The sequence below is a fragment of the Alicyclobacillus sp. ALC3 genome (assembly GCF_028751195.1).
Classification (GTDB): Bacteria; Bacillota; Bacilli; order Alicyclobacillales; family Alicyclobacillaceae; genus Alicyclobacillus_L.
Map to the genome: position 1 here is coordinate 794154 of NZ_CP066784.1, position 14039 is coordinate 808192.

Consider the following 14039-nt stretch of genomic DNA (forward strand, 5'->3'; position numbering starts at 1 on the left):
ATTGCGCTAAGTGCCTGGAGGCTTGTGGTACTGCTTCTGAGTGGTGCTGTTTCTAAGTGTGATTCTTCTTTCTTCTATCGAAACCTTGGCGAGAGGCCAAAGGTGCGACCGAATAGACCCGACACACTTGTGAAAAAATATACGACATATTGAATAATAATGCTATCGTATGTTATAAGTATTCATGTTGCTGCGGATAAAACCGTCACCGAGAAAGGAGGCAGCTGCCATTGGATATTCGACGGGCTACCGTGGACGACGTGCCGGCGATGCAAGAACTGATCGCGCAGTTTGCAGAGATGGGACTGATGCTGCCTCGCTCCACAAAGTCACTGTACGAAAATTTACAATGCTTCATCGTCGGAACATTGGAAGGACGCGTCGTGGGTACAGCCGGACTACATGTGCTGTGGCGCGACTTGGCGGAGATCCGTTCGCTCGCCGTAGATCCGAGAGCCCAAGGTCAAGGCGTCGGTCGCCAAATCGTCGAATACCTGTTGGCAGACGCTCAGTCGCTTGGAATCGACCAAGTGCTCTCCCTGACCTACCAGACCGTGTTCTTCGATAAACTCGGATTCCGGGTGGTCGAGAAGCATACTCTGCCACATAAGATATGGAAGGATTGCCTGTACTGTCGAAAGTATGACCATTGTGACGAAACTGCCATGGTTTATTATACACGAGTTACGTTACCTATGCATAGGCATGAAGTGGCTCAAGCGTGAATTTTCGGATTTTCGACACAGTCAGAAAACTGTTTGTCATTTCACACTCGGCGCACGATGCGCTTCTGTGATAACAAAGGCTGCCCCTAGTGGCACGGCAAAGCCACTAGGGGGCAGCCTTTGTTTGCGGGAACGGCGTTCTCCCTTCGCCGTAGTTGTCAGAATGACAACTACACCGATGCCCTGTTGGCTGTAGGTGTCAAAATGACACTTACGCTGATGCCCTGTTGGCTGTAGGTGTCAAAATGACACCTACACCGATGCCACGCCGTCTGTAGGTGTCAAAATGACAACTAGCGCGGGAGCCTGCTTGCTGTAGGTGTCAAAATGACACCTACTCCGATGCCCTGCTGTCTGTAGGTGTCAAAATGACACCTACACCGATGCCATCCTGGCTGTAGGTGTCAAAATGACACCTACTCCGATGCCCTGCTGTCTGTAGGTGTCAAAATGACACCTACTCCGATGCCCTGTTAGCTGTAGGTGTCAAAAGGACACCTACACCGATGCCTTGCTGGCTGTAGGTGTCAAAATGACACCTAGCGCGGGAGCCTGCTGGCTGTAGGTGTCAAAATGACACCTGCTCCGATGCCCTCCTGGCTGTAGGTGTCAAAATGACACTTACGCTGATGCCCTGCTGGCTGTAGGTGTCAAAATGACACTTACGCCGATGCCCTGCTGGCTGTAGGTGTCAAAATGACACCTACTCCGATGCCCTGCTGGCTGTAGGTGTCAAAATAACACCTACTCCGATGCCCTGCTGGCTGTAGGTGTCAAAATGACACCTACTCCGATGCCCCGTTGGCTGTAGGTGTCAAAATGACATCTACACCGATGCCCCGTTGGCTGTAGGTGTCAAAATGACACCTACACCGATGCCCTGTTGGCTGTAGGTGTCAAAATGACATCTACTCCGATGCCCTGTTGGCTGTAGGTGTCAAAATGACACCTACACCGATGCCCTGTTGGCTGTAGGTGTCAAAATGACACCTACACCGATGCCCTCCTGTCCGTAGGTGTCAAAATGACATCTATGCCGATGCCACGCTGACTGTAGGTGTCAAAATGACACTTAGCGAGCGTAGTTCCGTCCGTAGGTGTCAAAATGACACTTACGTAAGCGTGCTTCCACTCCTAGGTGTCAAAATGACATCTACGTCGATGCCCTCCTGGCTGCAGGTGTCAAAATGACATCTGCACGCGTAGTCCGTTTGCCGTAGGTAGGTAGGTAGGTAGGTATCAGAATGGCAACTACACCGACGCGCATCATCCAAGCGACGGCGGGTGGAGGGTGGGCGAGGTGCCCTCGCGCCGCGCGTGAAGCCCGATGCGCCAGCCTGCAGTGACACCGGTGTCACTATCCGATGCAAATCGGCCGGATCCCGTCGCCCCTGCGCCCCTGCGCCCCTGCGCCCCTGCGCCCGCGAGGAGCCCAGCCCAGCCCCCCGCGCCCCGCACGCGTCGTAGCGTCTACCTACAGACCTGCGCCGCGCAGCCGCGTCACCAAGTCCGCGATGTGCGACGATTCGATGATGAGCGGCGGCACGAAGCGCACCCGCCGTTCGCCGACCGCAGTGACGAGCACGCCCGCAGCCAGTGCCGCAGCGGCGAAGGCTTTGGCGTCGGCGACCGTGATCCCGAGCATCAGGCCCTTCCCCGACACCTCGTCGCCGAACTGGGTCAGGGCGTGCGAAAGTTCCTCCCCGCGCTGGCGAACCGCAGCCAAAAACTGCGGCTGCGACGCGATGTCCACGACCGCGTTTGCGGCGGCCATCGCCAGCGGGTTCCCGCCGAAGGTCGAGCCGTGGCTACCCGGCGTGAATGCCGCCGCGACTTCCGCGCGCGCCAGCACCGCACCGACCGGCACCCCGTTGGCCAGGCCTTTCGCCATCGTGACGATGTCCGGTTCAAGGCCGACTTCGCGAAACGCAAAGAACGACCCCGTCCGCCCGACGCCCGTCTGAACCTCGTCGACGACGAGCAGCGCGCCCACTTCGCGGCAGCGGGCGGAGATGGCGTGGAGGACATCGCGATCGATCACGTTGACACCCCCCTCGCCCTGCACCACCTCGACGAAGCAGGCCGCGGTCCGCTCGCTGATGGCATCGACGACGTCCGCAAGCGCCGGCGGCGTGAAGCAGTCCGGCAAAAGCGGGGTGAAGCCTTGGTGATAGGCCGGTTTTGGCGTGATGGAGAGGGACCCGAGGGTGCGGCCGTGGAACGCGCTCGGCAAGGTGACAATTTGCGTGCGCTCCGTCTCACCCTTCTGCCAGGCGTAGCGGCGCGACAGTTTGATCGCGGCCTCGTTCGCCTCGGCGCCGGAGTTGCAGAAAAACGCCTGCTCGAGCCCGGACAAAGCCGTCAGTTTTTCTGCCAGGCGCACTTGCCCCGGGATGAGGTACAGGTTCGAGCAGTGCACGAGCGTCTGCGCCTGGTCCGCCAAGGCCCCCGCGACAGCCGGGTGGGCGTGTCCCAGATTGCAGACCGCAATTCCGGCAGTGAAATCGAGGTACTCCTTGCCATCCGCATCGTACAGGTACGCGCCGTGCCCGCGCACGAGCTCCACCGCGCGTGATCCGTAGTTGTTCATCAAGACGTCCATAATGCGCCCCCTCCTATTCGCTCCTGTGAAACGACCCCGCCCGATAATGTGCTGGCCCGCGCATCCGGCAGGCCGCCCATGCCCTAGCCCGCTCGCCCGATCACGACACGCGTGCCAAACGTTCGCTCAGCTCCGGGGGTCTGCGCTATCTCGGCCGCTGCGGACGTGGTCGCCGCCGCGCCTGCCCCCGCCACTTCGTTCCCCGCCAACCTGTTCGGCGCTGCGTTCCCCGCCGCGTTGCCTGCCCCCGCGAACGCGCCAACCTCGTCCCCGACCGCCCACTGCAGCGCGCGCGCATCTGCGCCGTCGACCACAAACGCTGTCTGAACCCCAGCGGCGAGGGCGGAGAGGACCGCGTTGACTTTCGGGATCATGCCAGAGTGAAAGCGGCCCGCCTGCAGCAACTGCCGCAGGTGCTCCGCGGATGTGTCGGTCAGCAGCGCTTTGGCCTCGAAGTTTTCGTAAATCCCAGGCACGTCCGTCAAAAACACCACCCGGCCGGCGCCCAGCGCGCCAGCCACAGCGCCAGCAGCCAGGTCGGCGTTGATGTTGTACGACAGACCATACGCATCGCAACCAAGCGGTGCCATCACGGGCACAAGTCCGTCCACAGCCAGTCGTTCAAGCGGCTCAGTCACAACGCGCCCGACCCGCGCCGTCCGCTCACGTCCCGGCAGTGGCACCGCCTCGAGCACACCGTCCGCGCCAGACACCCCCGCCGCGGCGATGCCTGCGCTCTGCAGACTCGCGGTCAACTCGCGGTTGACGTCACGCGCCAGCACGCGCTCCACCACCGCCATGCCTGCCGCTGTCGTGACGCGCTCGCCGTCGACAAATGGCAGGTCAATCCCCGCTTCGTTCAGTGCCTGCGAAATGCGCGGTCCGCCGCCGTGCACAACCGCCACGTTCTGCCCACTCTGTTGGCACCATGCGATCGCGCTTGCGAGCGCGGCGAGTCCAGCGCCTTGGAGGGATCCGCCCATCTTTAGCACCGTCCAATCTGCCATCGGCGTCCAATCCATCGGCGTCCAATCTGCCATCACGGCGTTCCCCCTGCCTTATGGGTACAACGGCTGCGCGAGCAGCCCGTCGGTCTCCGCAAACCCGTTCATCACATTGAAGTTCTGCACCGCCTGACCAGCGGCGCCTTTTTGCAAATTGTCGATCACGCTGAACACCTGCACGACTCCCGTCCGTTCGTCGACCGCGAAGCCGATATCGCAGTAGTTCGAGCCGCGCACGTGCTTCAACTCAGGCACCCGCCCCGCCGGCAGAACGCGGATAAACGGTTCGCGATCGTAATAAAATTGGTAGAGAGACGAGAGCTCCGCTGTAGAAACGCCATCACGAGTCTGTACGTACGCACTGATGTATATGCCACGAACTGTCGGCAACAACTGTGTGTTCAATAGCACGCGGATGTCGCCTGTCCCCGACAACTGGCGCTCGATTTCCGGTGTGTGCTGGTGCCGACCGACTTTGTAGGCGTAGAAGTTCTCCGCGAGTTCACCGAGCAGCCCGCTCTGCGTCGCTTTGCGCCCGGCGCCGGAGACCCCGGACTTCGCATCAATGATGACCGGCGCGGACGGCAAGAGGATGTCGCCGTGAGATGCCGTCAGCGGCAACAGCGCCAACTCAGCAGCGGTCGCGTAGCAACCCGGGTTGGCGATGAGGTTCGCCTGGGCGATCTCGGACCGCCGCCACTCGGTCAAGCCGTAGACGGCTTCGTCGAGTCCCGCCTCGGGCAAGGCGGCGCGGCCGTACCAGCGCTCATACTCGCCGGCTGGCAGGCGCAAGTCACCAGACAGGTCAATTGCGCGCAAGCCCCGCTCGCGCAGGTCGAGCGCGATTGCCCCAGAACTGCCGGAGGGTAGCGCGACAAAGACAAAGTCGCAAGCGTCGGCGCAGGCATCCGGATGGTAGGCAGTAACCTGCAGATTGTTCGTTCCGCGCAGAAACGGTTGCTCATCCTCCAGCGCACCGGCTGCGTCTTTGCTCGCCGCGACGTAAGTCAAGTCAGCTCCTGGATGGGCCAGCAGCAGTCGCGCCAGTTCAAGGCCGGAGTATCCATTCGCGCCGACGATGCCGACGCGCACACGTGTCTGCATGAATAAACATCCTCATAAATGTATTTTAATACAGTATACGTGTGGACAAGGAACGCGGTCAAGGCAGACCGCGTCAGGCAGTGGTGTAGGATAGCGCGTGATCGGGGCTACACAAAGCAGGCGCCAGCCGTTTAGTGGCGCTACAGCGGCGGGAACGTGGCGCCACAGCGGCGAACGCGCGGCGCCACGCCGAGCCCCCGCGCTCAGCGAGAGTCCGTACTCTGCCGCGCCACTGCCGCTACATCTTCAGCGGCGCCACTGTGCCACTATGGGTTCAGCCCCGCCAACTCGCGGCGGACGGTAGGCCTGCCAGGTCTGTCGCCGAACGGACTGCGTCTCGCACAGCCGCAGCCGTCACAATTGCGGCGAGCGCACCGACGACGGTCATGTCTGCCGGCACGTCGCCGACCGACAACGCAAACATCGTGTCGCCGTCATGCGGTGTGTGGATGGGCTGAATCGATCGCGCCAGCCCGTCGTGGCTCATCTGCGCCACCTTGGCCGCTTGCGCCTTGGTCAGCCGGGCGTTCGTCCACAGACAGCCAATCGTCGTGTTTGTGCTGAGCCCGCCTGATGAGTCGTGATCACGATCGCGATCGCTAGCAGTGGCCTCTGCCCCAGCTCGCAGCAAGTCGTGCGCGCGCACATACGTGCCTGCGGTTGAACCGCGAACGCCCGCCAAGACATTGCCCGCCTCTTCGACCACCTCGCCGACAGCGTTCACGGCGATGAGTGCCTGCACCTCGAGGTCGCCCCAGCGCTCCCGCGCAAAACCGATACCGGACTTGGTGGCGCTCCCTAGGCCAGCGAGTTTGCCGACGGTGGCCCCGGTCCCAGCGCCGACGCTCCCTGTCGCGACCTCATCCGGCGCACCGAGCCCTGCCGCCAGACACGCCTGATACCCCATCTCCGCATCCGGGCGAACTGCCGCGGAGCCAACGGCGAGATCAAACAACACAGCCCCGACCACAATCGGAACTTTGGCGACTTGAGTGTCGAACCCGACGCCTTGCGCCTCCAGATAGCGCATCACGCCCGCGGCGGCGTCGAGCCCAAAGGCGCTTCCCCCGGTCAGCAGCACCGCGTGCACACACTCGACGGTGTTCAACGGGCTGAGCAGATCGGTTTCGCGCGTACCAGGTGCACCCCCGCGCACGTCGACGCCGGCTGTCGCACCACCTGGCACAACGATCACGGTGCACCCCGTAGCTGCCGCCTCATCTTGCGCGTGCCCGACCCGGATGCCAGGCAACAGCGCGAACTGATTCGTAGTCCTATCTGCTTGTGTCAACGTCGACTCCCCCTGTCGTCGGTCACACTTCACCGACACGTGCCCGCTAGCCGGGCATCCGCCCATTCCGGTGTGCCTCCGCGAGTGTCCGTACCATGCGGCATTTGTCCCAACATCTGATGAGGTATCTTTCAAAGGAGGGATAGATGATATGTACGGAGCGTTCGGTGGATACACTCGGTGGGCGGTTGTGTTCCTGATCATTTTCGTGCTCTTCTTCCTGCTGGTACCTGCTGCAGGTTGGGTTAGCGGATCCTGTGCCGGTGGCGGCGTCTCTGTCACATCGTACCACGGCTACGCAGGCCCCGTGGGCGGCATGGGCACCATGAGTATGGGCGGCGGCGGCGTCTACGGTTACGACAGCACCAGCAGTTCCTAAGCTTCACAGTTGTTAGCACTGGGCTGTCCCGAACGTGCGTGCGATCACGCACAGCGGGGCAGCCGTTTTGTGTCTTTGCGTTTTTGTGTTTTGTGTTTGCTCGCAGGCTGCTCGGCTCATTGATCCCGCCTGGTGGACTCCGCCTCATTTTGACACCTACTCCGAACCGGCTCCCGTGGCTCATGGGCTGCCGCGGCCCGCTGGCTACCGCTGTAGGTGTCATTTTGACACCTAATGTGAACCGGCTGCCGCTGTAGATGTCATTTTGACACCTACAGACAGCAGGGCATCGGTGTAGGTGTCATTTTGACACCTACAGCAAGCAGGCTCACGCTGTAGATGTCATTTTGACACCTACAGACAGCAGGGCATCGGTGTAGGTGTCATTTTGACACCTACAGACAGCAGGCTCACGCGCTAGGTGTCATTTTGACACCTACAGCAAGCAGGCTCACGCGCTAGGTGTCATTTTGACACCTACAGCAAACAGGCTCCCACGGTAGGTGTCATTTTGACACCTACAGCAAGCAGGCTCCCACGGTAGATGTCATTTTGACACCTACGGACAGCAGGGCATCGGTGTAGGTGTCATTTTGACACCTACAGCAAACAGGTCCCCACGGTAGGTGTCATTTTGACACCTACAGCAAGCAGGCTCCCGCGCTAGATGTCATTTTGACACCTACAGCAAACAGGCTCCCACGGTAGGTGTCATTTTGACACCTACAGCAAGCCGGCTCCCGCGCTAGATGTCATTTTGACACCTACAGCAAACAGGTCCCCACGGTAGGTGTCATTTTGACACCTACAGCAAGCAGGTCCCCGCGCTAGGTGTCATTTTGACATCTACACCAAACAGGCTCCCGCTACCGCTTCCCAAACACACCACTCTGCTCGAGCGCGTCGATCTTCTCGACGCTGTAGCCAAACTCCGTCAAAACGCTCCGCGTCGCAGCGCCAACCGCGTACGCACCTGCCCCGGCCCCTGCCTCGGTGCCTGCCCCAGCGCCCGCGGCCCGTCGCTCACCGGCACCTGCCCCGGCACCTGCCACAGCGCCCGCGGCCCGCCGCTCACCGGCACCTGCCACAGCGCCCGCCCCTGCACCTGGGCCGCCGCCGCCAACAGCGGCTTGGCCGCCATCCACAGCCTGGCCTCCGCCCGGCGAAGTCGCCGACACGCTGCCCAGCCCCTCCATCGGCACTGGGAACCGCACCCACGGTGCCCCATCTGGCTCAGTGTGAAACAGCTCGCGAGCGATCACCTGCTCATCCTGCACGAGGTCGGCCAAGTCGTTGACCGGTGTCACGCAGACTTCGAGGTGGCTGAGGCGTTTGACCCAGGCGTCGCGATCATCACTGGCAAACGTCGCCGCCAACCAATCGATCACCGCTTGTTGCTCCGGATGCGGCACGAACTGCTTCGCCGCGTACTCCGGTCGGCCAAGTGCGTCGCATAGGTTCTTCCAAAAGTGATTTTCGACGGCGCCCACCGCGATACTTTTGCCGTCACGCGTGTGGTACGCCCGATAGCAGGCGAAGTCGCCGCCAAGTTGCCGCTCAAGGGGCTGCGGCTGGCTGCCTGTCGCAAAGTAATCCGCGACGTTGTACGACAGCCAGGAGACGAGGCCATCGAGCATCGACACATCGAGGTACTGGCCGCGGCCAGTCCGAGTGCGCTGCAAGAGCGCCGCCAAGATACTCGTCACAGCCATCATCGCTCCCCCGCCAAGGTCACCGATCTGTATGCCGGCTGGCGTTGGCGGCGCATCATTCCGCGTCGCCATGGAGAGAATGCCGGCGACGGCGGTATAGTTAAAATCGTGGCCAACTTTGTCGCGGTAAGGGCCCGTCTGTCCATAGCCCGTGATGGAGCAGTAGATGATTCCCGGGTTCACCTTCGCGACGTCGTCGTAGGAGAACCCGAGCCGCTCCATCACGCCCGGTCGATAACCTTCCACCAAAACGTCAGCCTTTGTCGCCAAGTCCCGCACCAGTGTTTGTCCGTCCGGGTGCTTCAGGTCGATCCCGACGCTCTCCTTGCCGCGGTTCAGCCATCGGTACTTCCAGGAGACGCCGTCTGCGAGGGGCGGGAAGATGCGCACGTAGTCGCCGACGCCCGGCTCCTCCACTTTGATCACCCGAGCGCCGAGTTGCACCATCAGCATCGTGGCATAAGGTCCAGGCAAGAGGCGACTAAAGTCGAGCACTGTGACGCCGGACAGTGGCGCTTGCAGTTGAGGTGAAGGAGACGGTACTGACGTGGTCCTGTCTGACGTGGTCCGGTCTGAAGCGGTCCGGTCTGAAGCGGAGGATGCAGTTGATCGGCTCATCGAAGTCCCCCCAGTTCCAATCAGTTGATATCCAATCGGGGCAGCCGTATGATCGAGACAAACCACCAAGCTCGGAGGTGCAGATCATGTTCCAAAACCCGAATACTGATGAAATTAGAGACATCCTGAAACGTTCCAAGACGATTGCCGTGGTCGGCTTGTCAGACAACCCGAATCGCGACAGTTACGCGGTTGCGCAGCAAATGCAGCGTCACGGCTACAGAATTATCCCGGTGAACCCTACCATCGGGGAGGTGCTCGGGGAAAAGAGCTACCCCAGCCTTGCAGACATTCCGGACGACGTCGAGATCGACATCATCGACATCTTCCGCCGCAGCGATGCCTTGAAAGCAGTCGTCGAAGAGGCGGTCAAAACGGATGCGCCGGTCATTTGGGCACAAGAAGGCGTGTACGACGAAGAAGCTGCGAAGATTGCTGCCGATCACGGGAAAACCATGGTCATGGACCGCTGCATCAAGGTGATGCACAGTCTGTACGCGCGCTAACCCGTTCAGGCGCTCTGTCTATCCCGATGTCCGCGGATCGTCCCACCTTCTGTCCGCGGACCATCGCTAGCAGACGTCTGCGAACCGCGCTTACTGCACGGCCGCTAGGCCTCACAGCCGGCAGCTTGCGAGCTCGTCACACCACCCGTCACACCACCCGTCACACCACCCGTCACACCACCCGTCACACCGCTGGTCACACCACTCGTCACACCACTCGTCACACTAGCTGATTACACCGCCGGTTGACTCGCGAACAGCGTCCGGTCGAGGAACGCTGTCATCGTGTTGAGCACGTCCTCGCGCTCCGGCTCGTTATGCACTTCGTGGTACAGCCCTGGCAATTCGTGAAACTCCTTCTCGGGCGCAACGAGGCTCGAGGCAAAGTTGCGGGTGGCCGCCGGCGAGACGATGCGGTCATCCCCAGCCTGCAGAATGAGCGTGGGGATGGAAAACGCAACGGCGTTGCCGCGCGCCTCCTCCATGTTGCGGTACAGCTCCATGTACCACTTGACAGTCACTTTCGGGACCATCAAGGGGTCGGTCACATACTTTGCGACCACATCCGCATCGCGGCTGACGAGTTTGGCCGGAATGCCGCTTGACTGACTCATCGTCGGCCACATCCGTTCGAGCATCACAGCAGCTCGGTGCAGTGTGCCAGACACTTTCATGGAAAGGTCGAGACACGGCGAAGTCAGAATGACACCGCGCAGCGGCTGCTTTTGCAATTCCGAGCGCGTCTGCAGCCAACGCACCGTGATGAGACCGCCCATGCTGTGGCCGTACAGGACAATCGGCAACTCCGGGTAGAGGTCGGCGGCGCGGGTGATGACGTGATCGACCGCCTGCATGTAGTCTTCAAAACTGTCGACGTGGCCGCGGCGGCCTGGCGACTGGCCAAGTCCTGGCAAGTCAAACCCGAGTACCCCAAAGCCAGCGGCGTTGAAGTGTTTAGCGACATGATCGTAGCGGCCACAGTGTTCTGCCGCCCCATGCACCAGCACGACCACAGCTCGACCAGACACGGCCGGCCAGTGCCGCTCGTACAATGCCATGTTGCTCGCCCTCCCTGTCTCGTCCCGATCATGCACAAGATTTACAACCGATGATAGCACATCCATGCAGACCTGTCCCTGAACCGACCGTATATTTGGCTATAACTGGACATCATAAGTCGAGCGAGTGGCATGTCCAACTCACACAGGGAGGCCTTCGGATGCATCATCGTGACTTGCAACAGCGAGAAGCTTTAAGAGGGGCACATGAGGCAGGTACAAAAGTCGTGCGCAGGCGCGTCGCTGCAGCTGCCGGTGCGCTTCTATTCGCTTCGACGCTCGAACTGTGCGGTGCTCTCCCGCTCAATCAGGCCGCGGCAGCACGCGTCATTTCAGTGACGATTACGGATTCTGGCTTTAACCCGAGTCAAATCACCGCACTCTTGGACAAACCGCTCAACCTGCGCATCACCAACCAGGGACGGCGCGCACATGAGTTTGCCATTCCGGATTACTACATCTTTACGCAGAATCTGGCGCCTGGTGCCTCGACAACGGTCGGCTTTACGCCGGACAAGCCAGGGCAATTCACCATCATGAGCGACCCGTCCGGGAATGACAATCCGGAATTTACGGGCAAGCTGACCGTAACTGACGCAAAGTGAAGCGTCCCAAGGAGGAGTGAGACCATGACCAAAGGCAATCCGACAAACGAGCGCTCCCAGAGGACCCCAGGCTACCGCTACCGTCCAGTCGACGCGACGAACATGGAACAGCGCGCCGCCGACGCCGCGCACCAGTATGACACAAACGCCGATGGAGAAGCCGGCATACCCGAGCGGTCCCCCGATCCGTCCGACCCGTCCGACCCACAAAACCCGCGTAGACGCACGCCCCCGCTGTAAGTAGGCGATTTTTACGTAACGAGTCACACTCGTTGCAAACGTACACACGAGAGGGCACGGGGTTACGTATGAGTAGCCAAGTACAACTTGGAGGGAAAGCCCCGTGCCCGAACAAAACTCACCCAACATGAAGAAGTCGATGCAGGCGGAAGAATCAGCCCGCCACGGGCTATTTACGTTTCTACTCTTACTCACCCTAGTCAACCTCGACATCATGGCCAGAAAAACGAAGCGCGAGCAGCAACAGGCGACGCAGACGTGGGTTGCGTGGGGGGTCATCTTTGTCTTGCTGGCCTTCTTTGTCATCACACCTGAGCAGGAGTTGATGCAGTCCCGCGCGTGACCGTTGGTCGGTTCAGACAAGCGGCCTGCCCGTAATCCTGGCCACCTCTGGTTGCCAGGCAACTAGGTCCTCCTCACTCAGCAGAGTGAGCGATGACTTCCCCAAAGCCCGCAGCCCCTGGCGCATTTCATCGGCACAGCTGTTCAGGAAATGCGCCAAACTCTGAGCGCCTTTGTCCTCGTTGAACCGCTGCCGCACTTTCCCGTTCTCCCACGCAACCTGAGTCGGAGGTTCAAACGGAATCGCCTTCGTAATCTGCAAATGGGTCGCTGCAAACAGCGCCGCCGTGCCGATGTAGACCGCCGTGGCGCCAAGGGCAATCGCCTTCAGCATGTCTCCTGGTGTGCGAATGCCGCCGGAAATGACGATGTCTACGTTGCGCCGTCCCTGGTGAGCGCGCACAAACGGCACAGCCCGACAAAGGGCGTGGAGCGTCGGGATGCCAAAGTCGTCGACGACCATCGCCGGCGACCCGTGAGTCCCCCCTTGTGCTCCGTCGATCACGATGACATCCACGCCCGCCTTGATGGCCCACATCAAGTCCCGTTCCAGAGCTTGTCCGGCGGCCATTTTGACCGCGATGGGTGCGCCACGCGACAACTTGCGCAGGTGCTCAACCAGCCGCCGCGCTTCCCGGATGGTGTGGACGCCCGGAATGCCAGCGGGAATGTACAGCGAGTCTCCACTCGCACTCTCCGCGCCAAACTCACGCAGTAGCTCCTTGGGCATATTCTTCGTCGGAATCGTCGTTCCACAACCAGCGTTTGCGCCCTGTCCCAACCGAATCTCAATCATATCTGCGACTCGAAGCAGCGACTCCGCCGGCCGCCACGACGCGCCGTGGTACTGAACGACAAGGTGTTCGGCGAGGTCGCGCACACCCTGAACAGGCGGACCTTGCCCGACGTTGTAGGCTGTCCCAGCCAGTGTCGCGCCTTTTGCCAGAGCACGGGCGAACGACTTGTTGACCGCGACGCCGTAGCCCATGGCCGAAATCATAACAGGCAGCGCGATGTGCATCGGGCGCTTTGCCCCTGACCCGATGACAGTCGCGACGTCCACTGTCGACGCCATGTCGAGCGCTCCTGTCGCAACAGGGGCGGGCGAAAACAACAAACCATCGAAGTTTGGAAAGTGACGGGTCGACCCGATAGGCTTGTCCAGCGTCTTCCCGATGTGCGCCCGCAACTCGTTTTCCAGCGTGGTTCGCACGCCAAACCTCTGCAGGGCCGTGACACCTTCCAACAGGTTTTTCGTGTACGGGTCACTGAACAACTGGCGAACTGCGTGATCGACCGTGCGGTTGATCACAAAACGCATCCAAAACGGCGACAGAGCAGCCAGCAGGAGCCCAAGACACGCCAAGACGGCGAGCAGCAAAACGCCTGACTTCGCCCACAGCAACGTATCCTGGTGCAGCTGCCAATTCCCCATAAGGACCTCCACAATTGAGACGAGACTGTATGTACGCGTATTCCCTGTTGCGCCATAGACAAGCGGGTCGTCGAATGCAGTTCAAGAATAAGATCGCCGAATTACGAGCAAAGCATGCGGGCTGAAGACATCCACTGACTGATGCCCTGCATGGGCAACGCGGGTGAACCGCACGCCGACTAGACGAAGCCTGTACTGACTTCGCGCAGATTACTGTTGTCGATCCCGGTAATACGGCGCACCCGGCCCATATGTGTTGTTCAAATAGCCGACCATAGCACGCCAGAATACCAATCCTGCCCCCGCCAAGACAAACACACCTGCGAGACCGCGAGTTCTGTTCGTTCGCATCGCCCATCACCTGCATCATGATATTTCAAAACTGCCTGTCGTGGCACGGCTGTAGGCACACGGCTGT

The 14039-nt window shown here is 60.6% G+C and carries 14 protein-coding genes; 6 read left to right on the forward strand and 8 right to left on the reverse strand.

All coding sequences use genetic code 11. The features are described 5' to 3' along the window. The first annotated feature begins 230 nt into the window (after positions 1 to 230). Positions 231 to 725: an N-acetyltransferase gene (locus tag JC200_RS03770; protein ID WP_274434855.1), complete on the forward strand. Its 495-nt coding sequence runs from the start codon at positions 231 to 233 to the stop codon at positions 723 to 725. A 1474-nt stretch (positions 726 to 2199) separates the two neighbouring features. Here JC200_RS03770 and JC200_RS03775 read toward each other — a convergent pair. The 4 genes from JC200_RS03775 to JC200_RS03790 form a co-directional block, all read right to left on the reverse strand. Further along, complete coding sequence (locus tag JC200_RS03775) at positions 2200 to 3327, reverse strand: aspartate aminotransferase family protein (protein WP_274434856.1); 1128 nt, start codon at positions 3325 to 3327, stop codon at positions 2200 to 2202. An 83-nt stretch (positions 3328 to 3410) separates the two neighbouring features. After that, on the reverse strand, positions 3411 to 4367 hold the full coding sequence (argB, locus tag JC200_RS03780) for an acetylglutamate kinase (RefSeq protein ID WP_274434857.1): 957 nt from the start codon (positions 4365 to 4367) through the stop codon (positions 3411 to 3413). An 18-nt stretch (positions 4368 to 4385) separates the two neighbouring features. Beyond that, positions 4386 to 5435, reverse strand: coding sequence for an N-acetyl-gamma-glutamyl-phosphate reductase (gene argC, locus JC200_RS03785; protein ID WP_274434858.1), 1050 nt, complete (start codon positions 5433 to 5435; stop codon positions 4386 to 4388). A gap of 274 nt (positions 5436 to 5709) precedes the next feature. After that, positions 5710 to 6726, reverse strand: coding sequence for a P1 family peptidase (locus JC200_RS03790; RefSeq protein ID WP_274434859.1), 1017 nt, complete (start codon positions 6724 to 6726; stop codon positions 5710 to 5712). A 151-nt stretch (positions 6727 to 6877) separates the two neighbouring features. Between JC200_RS03790 and JC200_RS03795 the strand changes: the two genes are divergently transcribed. After that, positions 6878 to 7105 carry a hypothetical protein gene (locus JC200_RS03795; RefSeq protein ID WP_274436659.1) on the forward strand — a complete coding sequence of 76 codons (228 nt, stop codon included), beginning with the start codon at positions 6878 to 6880 and terminating at the stop codon, positions 7103 to 7105. A gap of 866 nt (positions 7106 to 7971) precedes the next feature. On the opposite strand, the gene JC200_RS03800 is transcribed toward JC200_RS03795, so the two are convergent. Next, complete coding sequence (locus JC200_RS03800) at positions 7972 to 9435, reverse strand: CaiB/BaiF CoA transferase family protein (protein ID WP_274434860.1); 1464 nt, start codon at positions 9433 to 9435, stop codon at positions 7972 to 7974. A gap of 83 nt (positions 9436 to 9518) precedes the next feature. On the opposite strand from JC200_RS03800, the gene JC200_RS03805 reads away from it, so the two are divergent. Further along, positions 9519 to 9941, forward strand: coding sequence for a CoA-binding protein (locus JC200_RS03805; protein WP_274436458.1), 423 nt, complete (start codon positions 9519 to 9521; stop codon positions 9939 to 9941). A 233-nt stretch (positions 9942 to 10174) separates the two neighbouring features. Here the strand turns inward: JC200_RS03805 and JC200_RS03810 are convergent, their stop codons facing one another. Further along, positions 10175 to 10999, reverse strand: coding sequence for an alpha/beta hydrolase (locus JC200_RS03810; protein WP_274434861.1), 825 nt, complete (start codon positions 10997 to 10999; stop codon positions 10175 to 10177). A 161-nt stretch (positions 11000 to 11160) separates the two neighbouring features. Between JC200_RS03810 and JC200_RS03815 the strand changes: the two genes are divergently transcribed. From JC200_RS03815 to JC200_RS03825, 3 genes are all read left to right on the forward strand, one after another. Continuing rightward, entirely contained in the window at positions 11161 to 11604 is a 444-nt protein-coding gene (locus tag JC200_RS03815; protein ID WP_274434862.1) for a cupredoxin domain-containing protein, read from the forward strand. Between the two features lie 24 nt (positions 11605 to 11628). Further along, positions 11629 to 11844 (forward strand): hypothetical protein, encoded by a 216-nt coding sequence (locus JC200_RS03820; RefSeq protein ID WP_274434863.1) that lies wholly within the window; start codon positions 11629 to 11631, stop codon positions 11842 to 11844. 103 nt (positions 11845 to 11947) lie between these two features. Further along, positions 11948 to 12187: a hypothetical protein gene (locus tag JC200_RS03825; protein ID WP_274434864.1), complete on the forward strand. Its 240-nt coding sequence runs from the start codon at positions 11948 to 11950 to the stop codon at positions 12185 to 12187. Positions 12188 to 12199: 12 nt separating this feature from the next. On the opposite strand, the gene JC200_RS03830 is transcribed toward JC200_RS03825, so the two are convergent. Then, the gene (locus JC200_RS03830; RefSeq protein WP_274434865.1) at positions 12200 to 13621 is read right to left on the reverse strand and encodes an FMN-binding glutamate synthase family protein; all 1422 of its coding nucleotides are present in this window, start codon (positions 13619 to 13621) and stop codon (positions 12200 to 12202) included. A 210-nt stretch (positions 13622 to 13831) separates the two neighbouring features. Next, positions 13832 to 13972, reverse strand: a complete 141-nt coding sequence (locus JC200_RS03835) for a hypothetical protein (RefSeq protein WP_274434866.1) — start codon at positions 13970 to 13972, stop codon at positions 13832 to 13834. Positions 13973 to 14039 lie beyond the last annotated feature (67 nt).

Coding starts and splice junctions, on each gene's coding strand:
- JC200_RS03775 (WP_274434856.1), bottom strand. CDS start 3,327: ATGGACGTCTTGATGAACAACTACGGATCACGCGCGGTGGAGCTCGTG.
- argB (WP_274434857.1), bottom strand. CDS start 4,367: ATGGCAGATTGGACGCCGATGGATTGGACGCCGATGGCAGATTGGACG.
- argC (WP_274434858.1), bottom strand. CDS start 5,435: ATGCAGACACGTGTGCGCGTCGGCATCGTCGGCGCGAATGGATACTCC.
- JC200_RS03795 (WP_274436659.1), top strand. CDS start 6,878: ATGTACGGAGCGTTCGGTGGATACACTCGGTGGGCGGTTGTGTTCCTG.
- JC200_RS03800 (WP_274434860.1), bottom strand. CDS start 9,435: ATGAGCCGATCAACTGCATCCTCCGCTTCAGACCGGACCGCTTCAGAC.
- JC200_RS03810 (WP_274434861.1), bottom strand. CDS start 10,999: ATGGCATTGTACGAGCGGCACTGGCCGGCCGTGTCTGGTCGAGCTGTG.
- JC200_RS03815 (WP_274434862.1), top strand. CDS start 11,161: ATGCATCATCGTGACTTGCAACAGCGAGAAGCTTTAAGAGGGGCACAT.
- JC200_RS03820 (WP_274434863.1), top strand. CDS start 11,629: ATGACCAAAGGCAATCCGACAAACGAGCGCTCCCAGAGGACCCCAGGC.
- JC200_RS03830 (WP_274434865.1), bottom strand. CDS start 13,621: ATGGGGAATTGGCAGCTGCACCAGGATACGTTGCTGTGGGCGAAGTCA.
- JC200_RS03835 (WP_274434866.1), bottom strand. CDS start 13,972: ATGCGAACGAACAGAACTCGCGGTCTCGCAGGTGTGTTTGTCTTGGCG.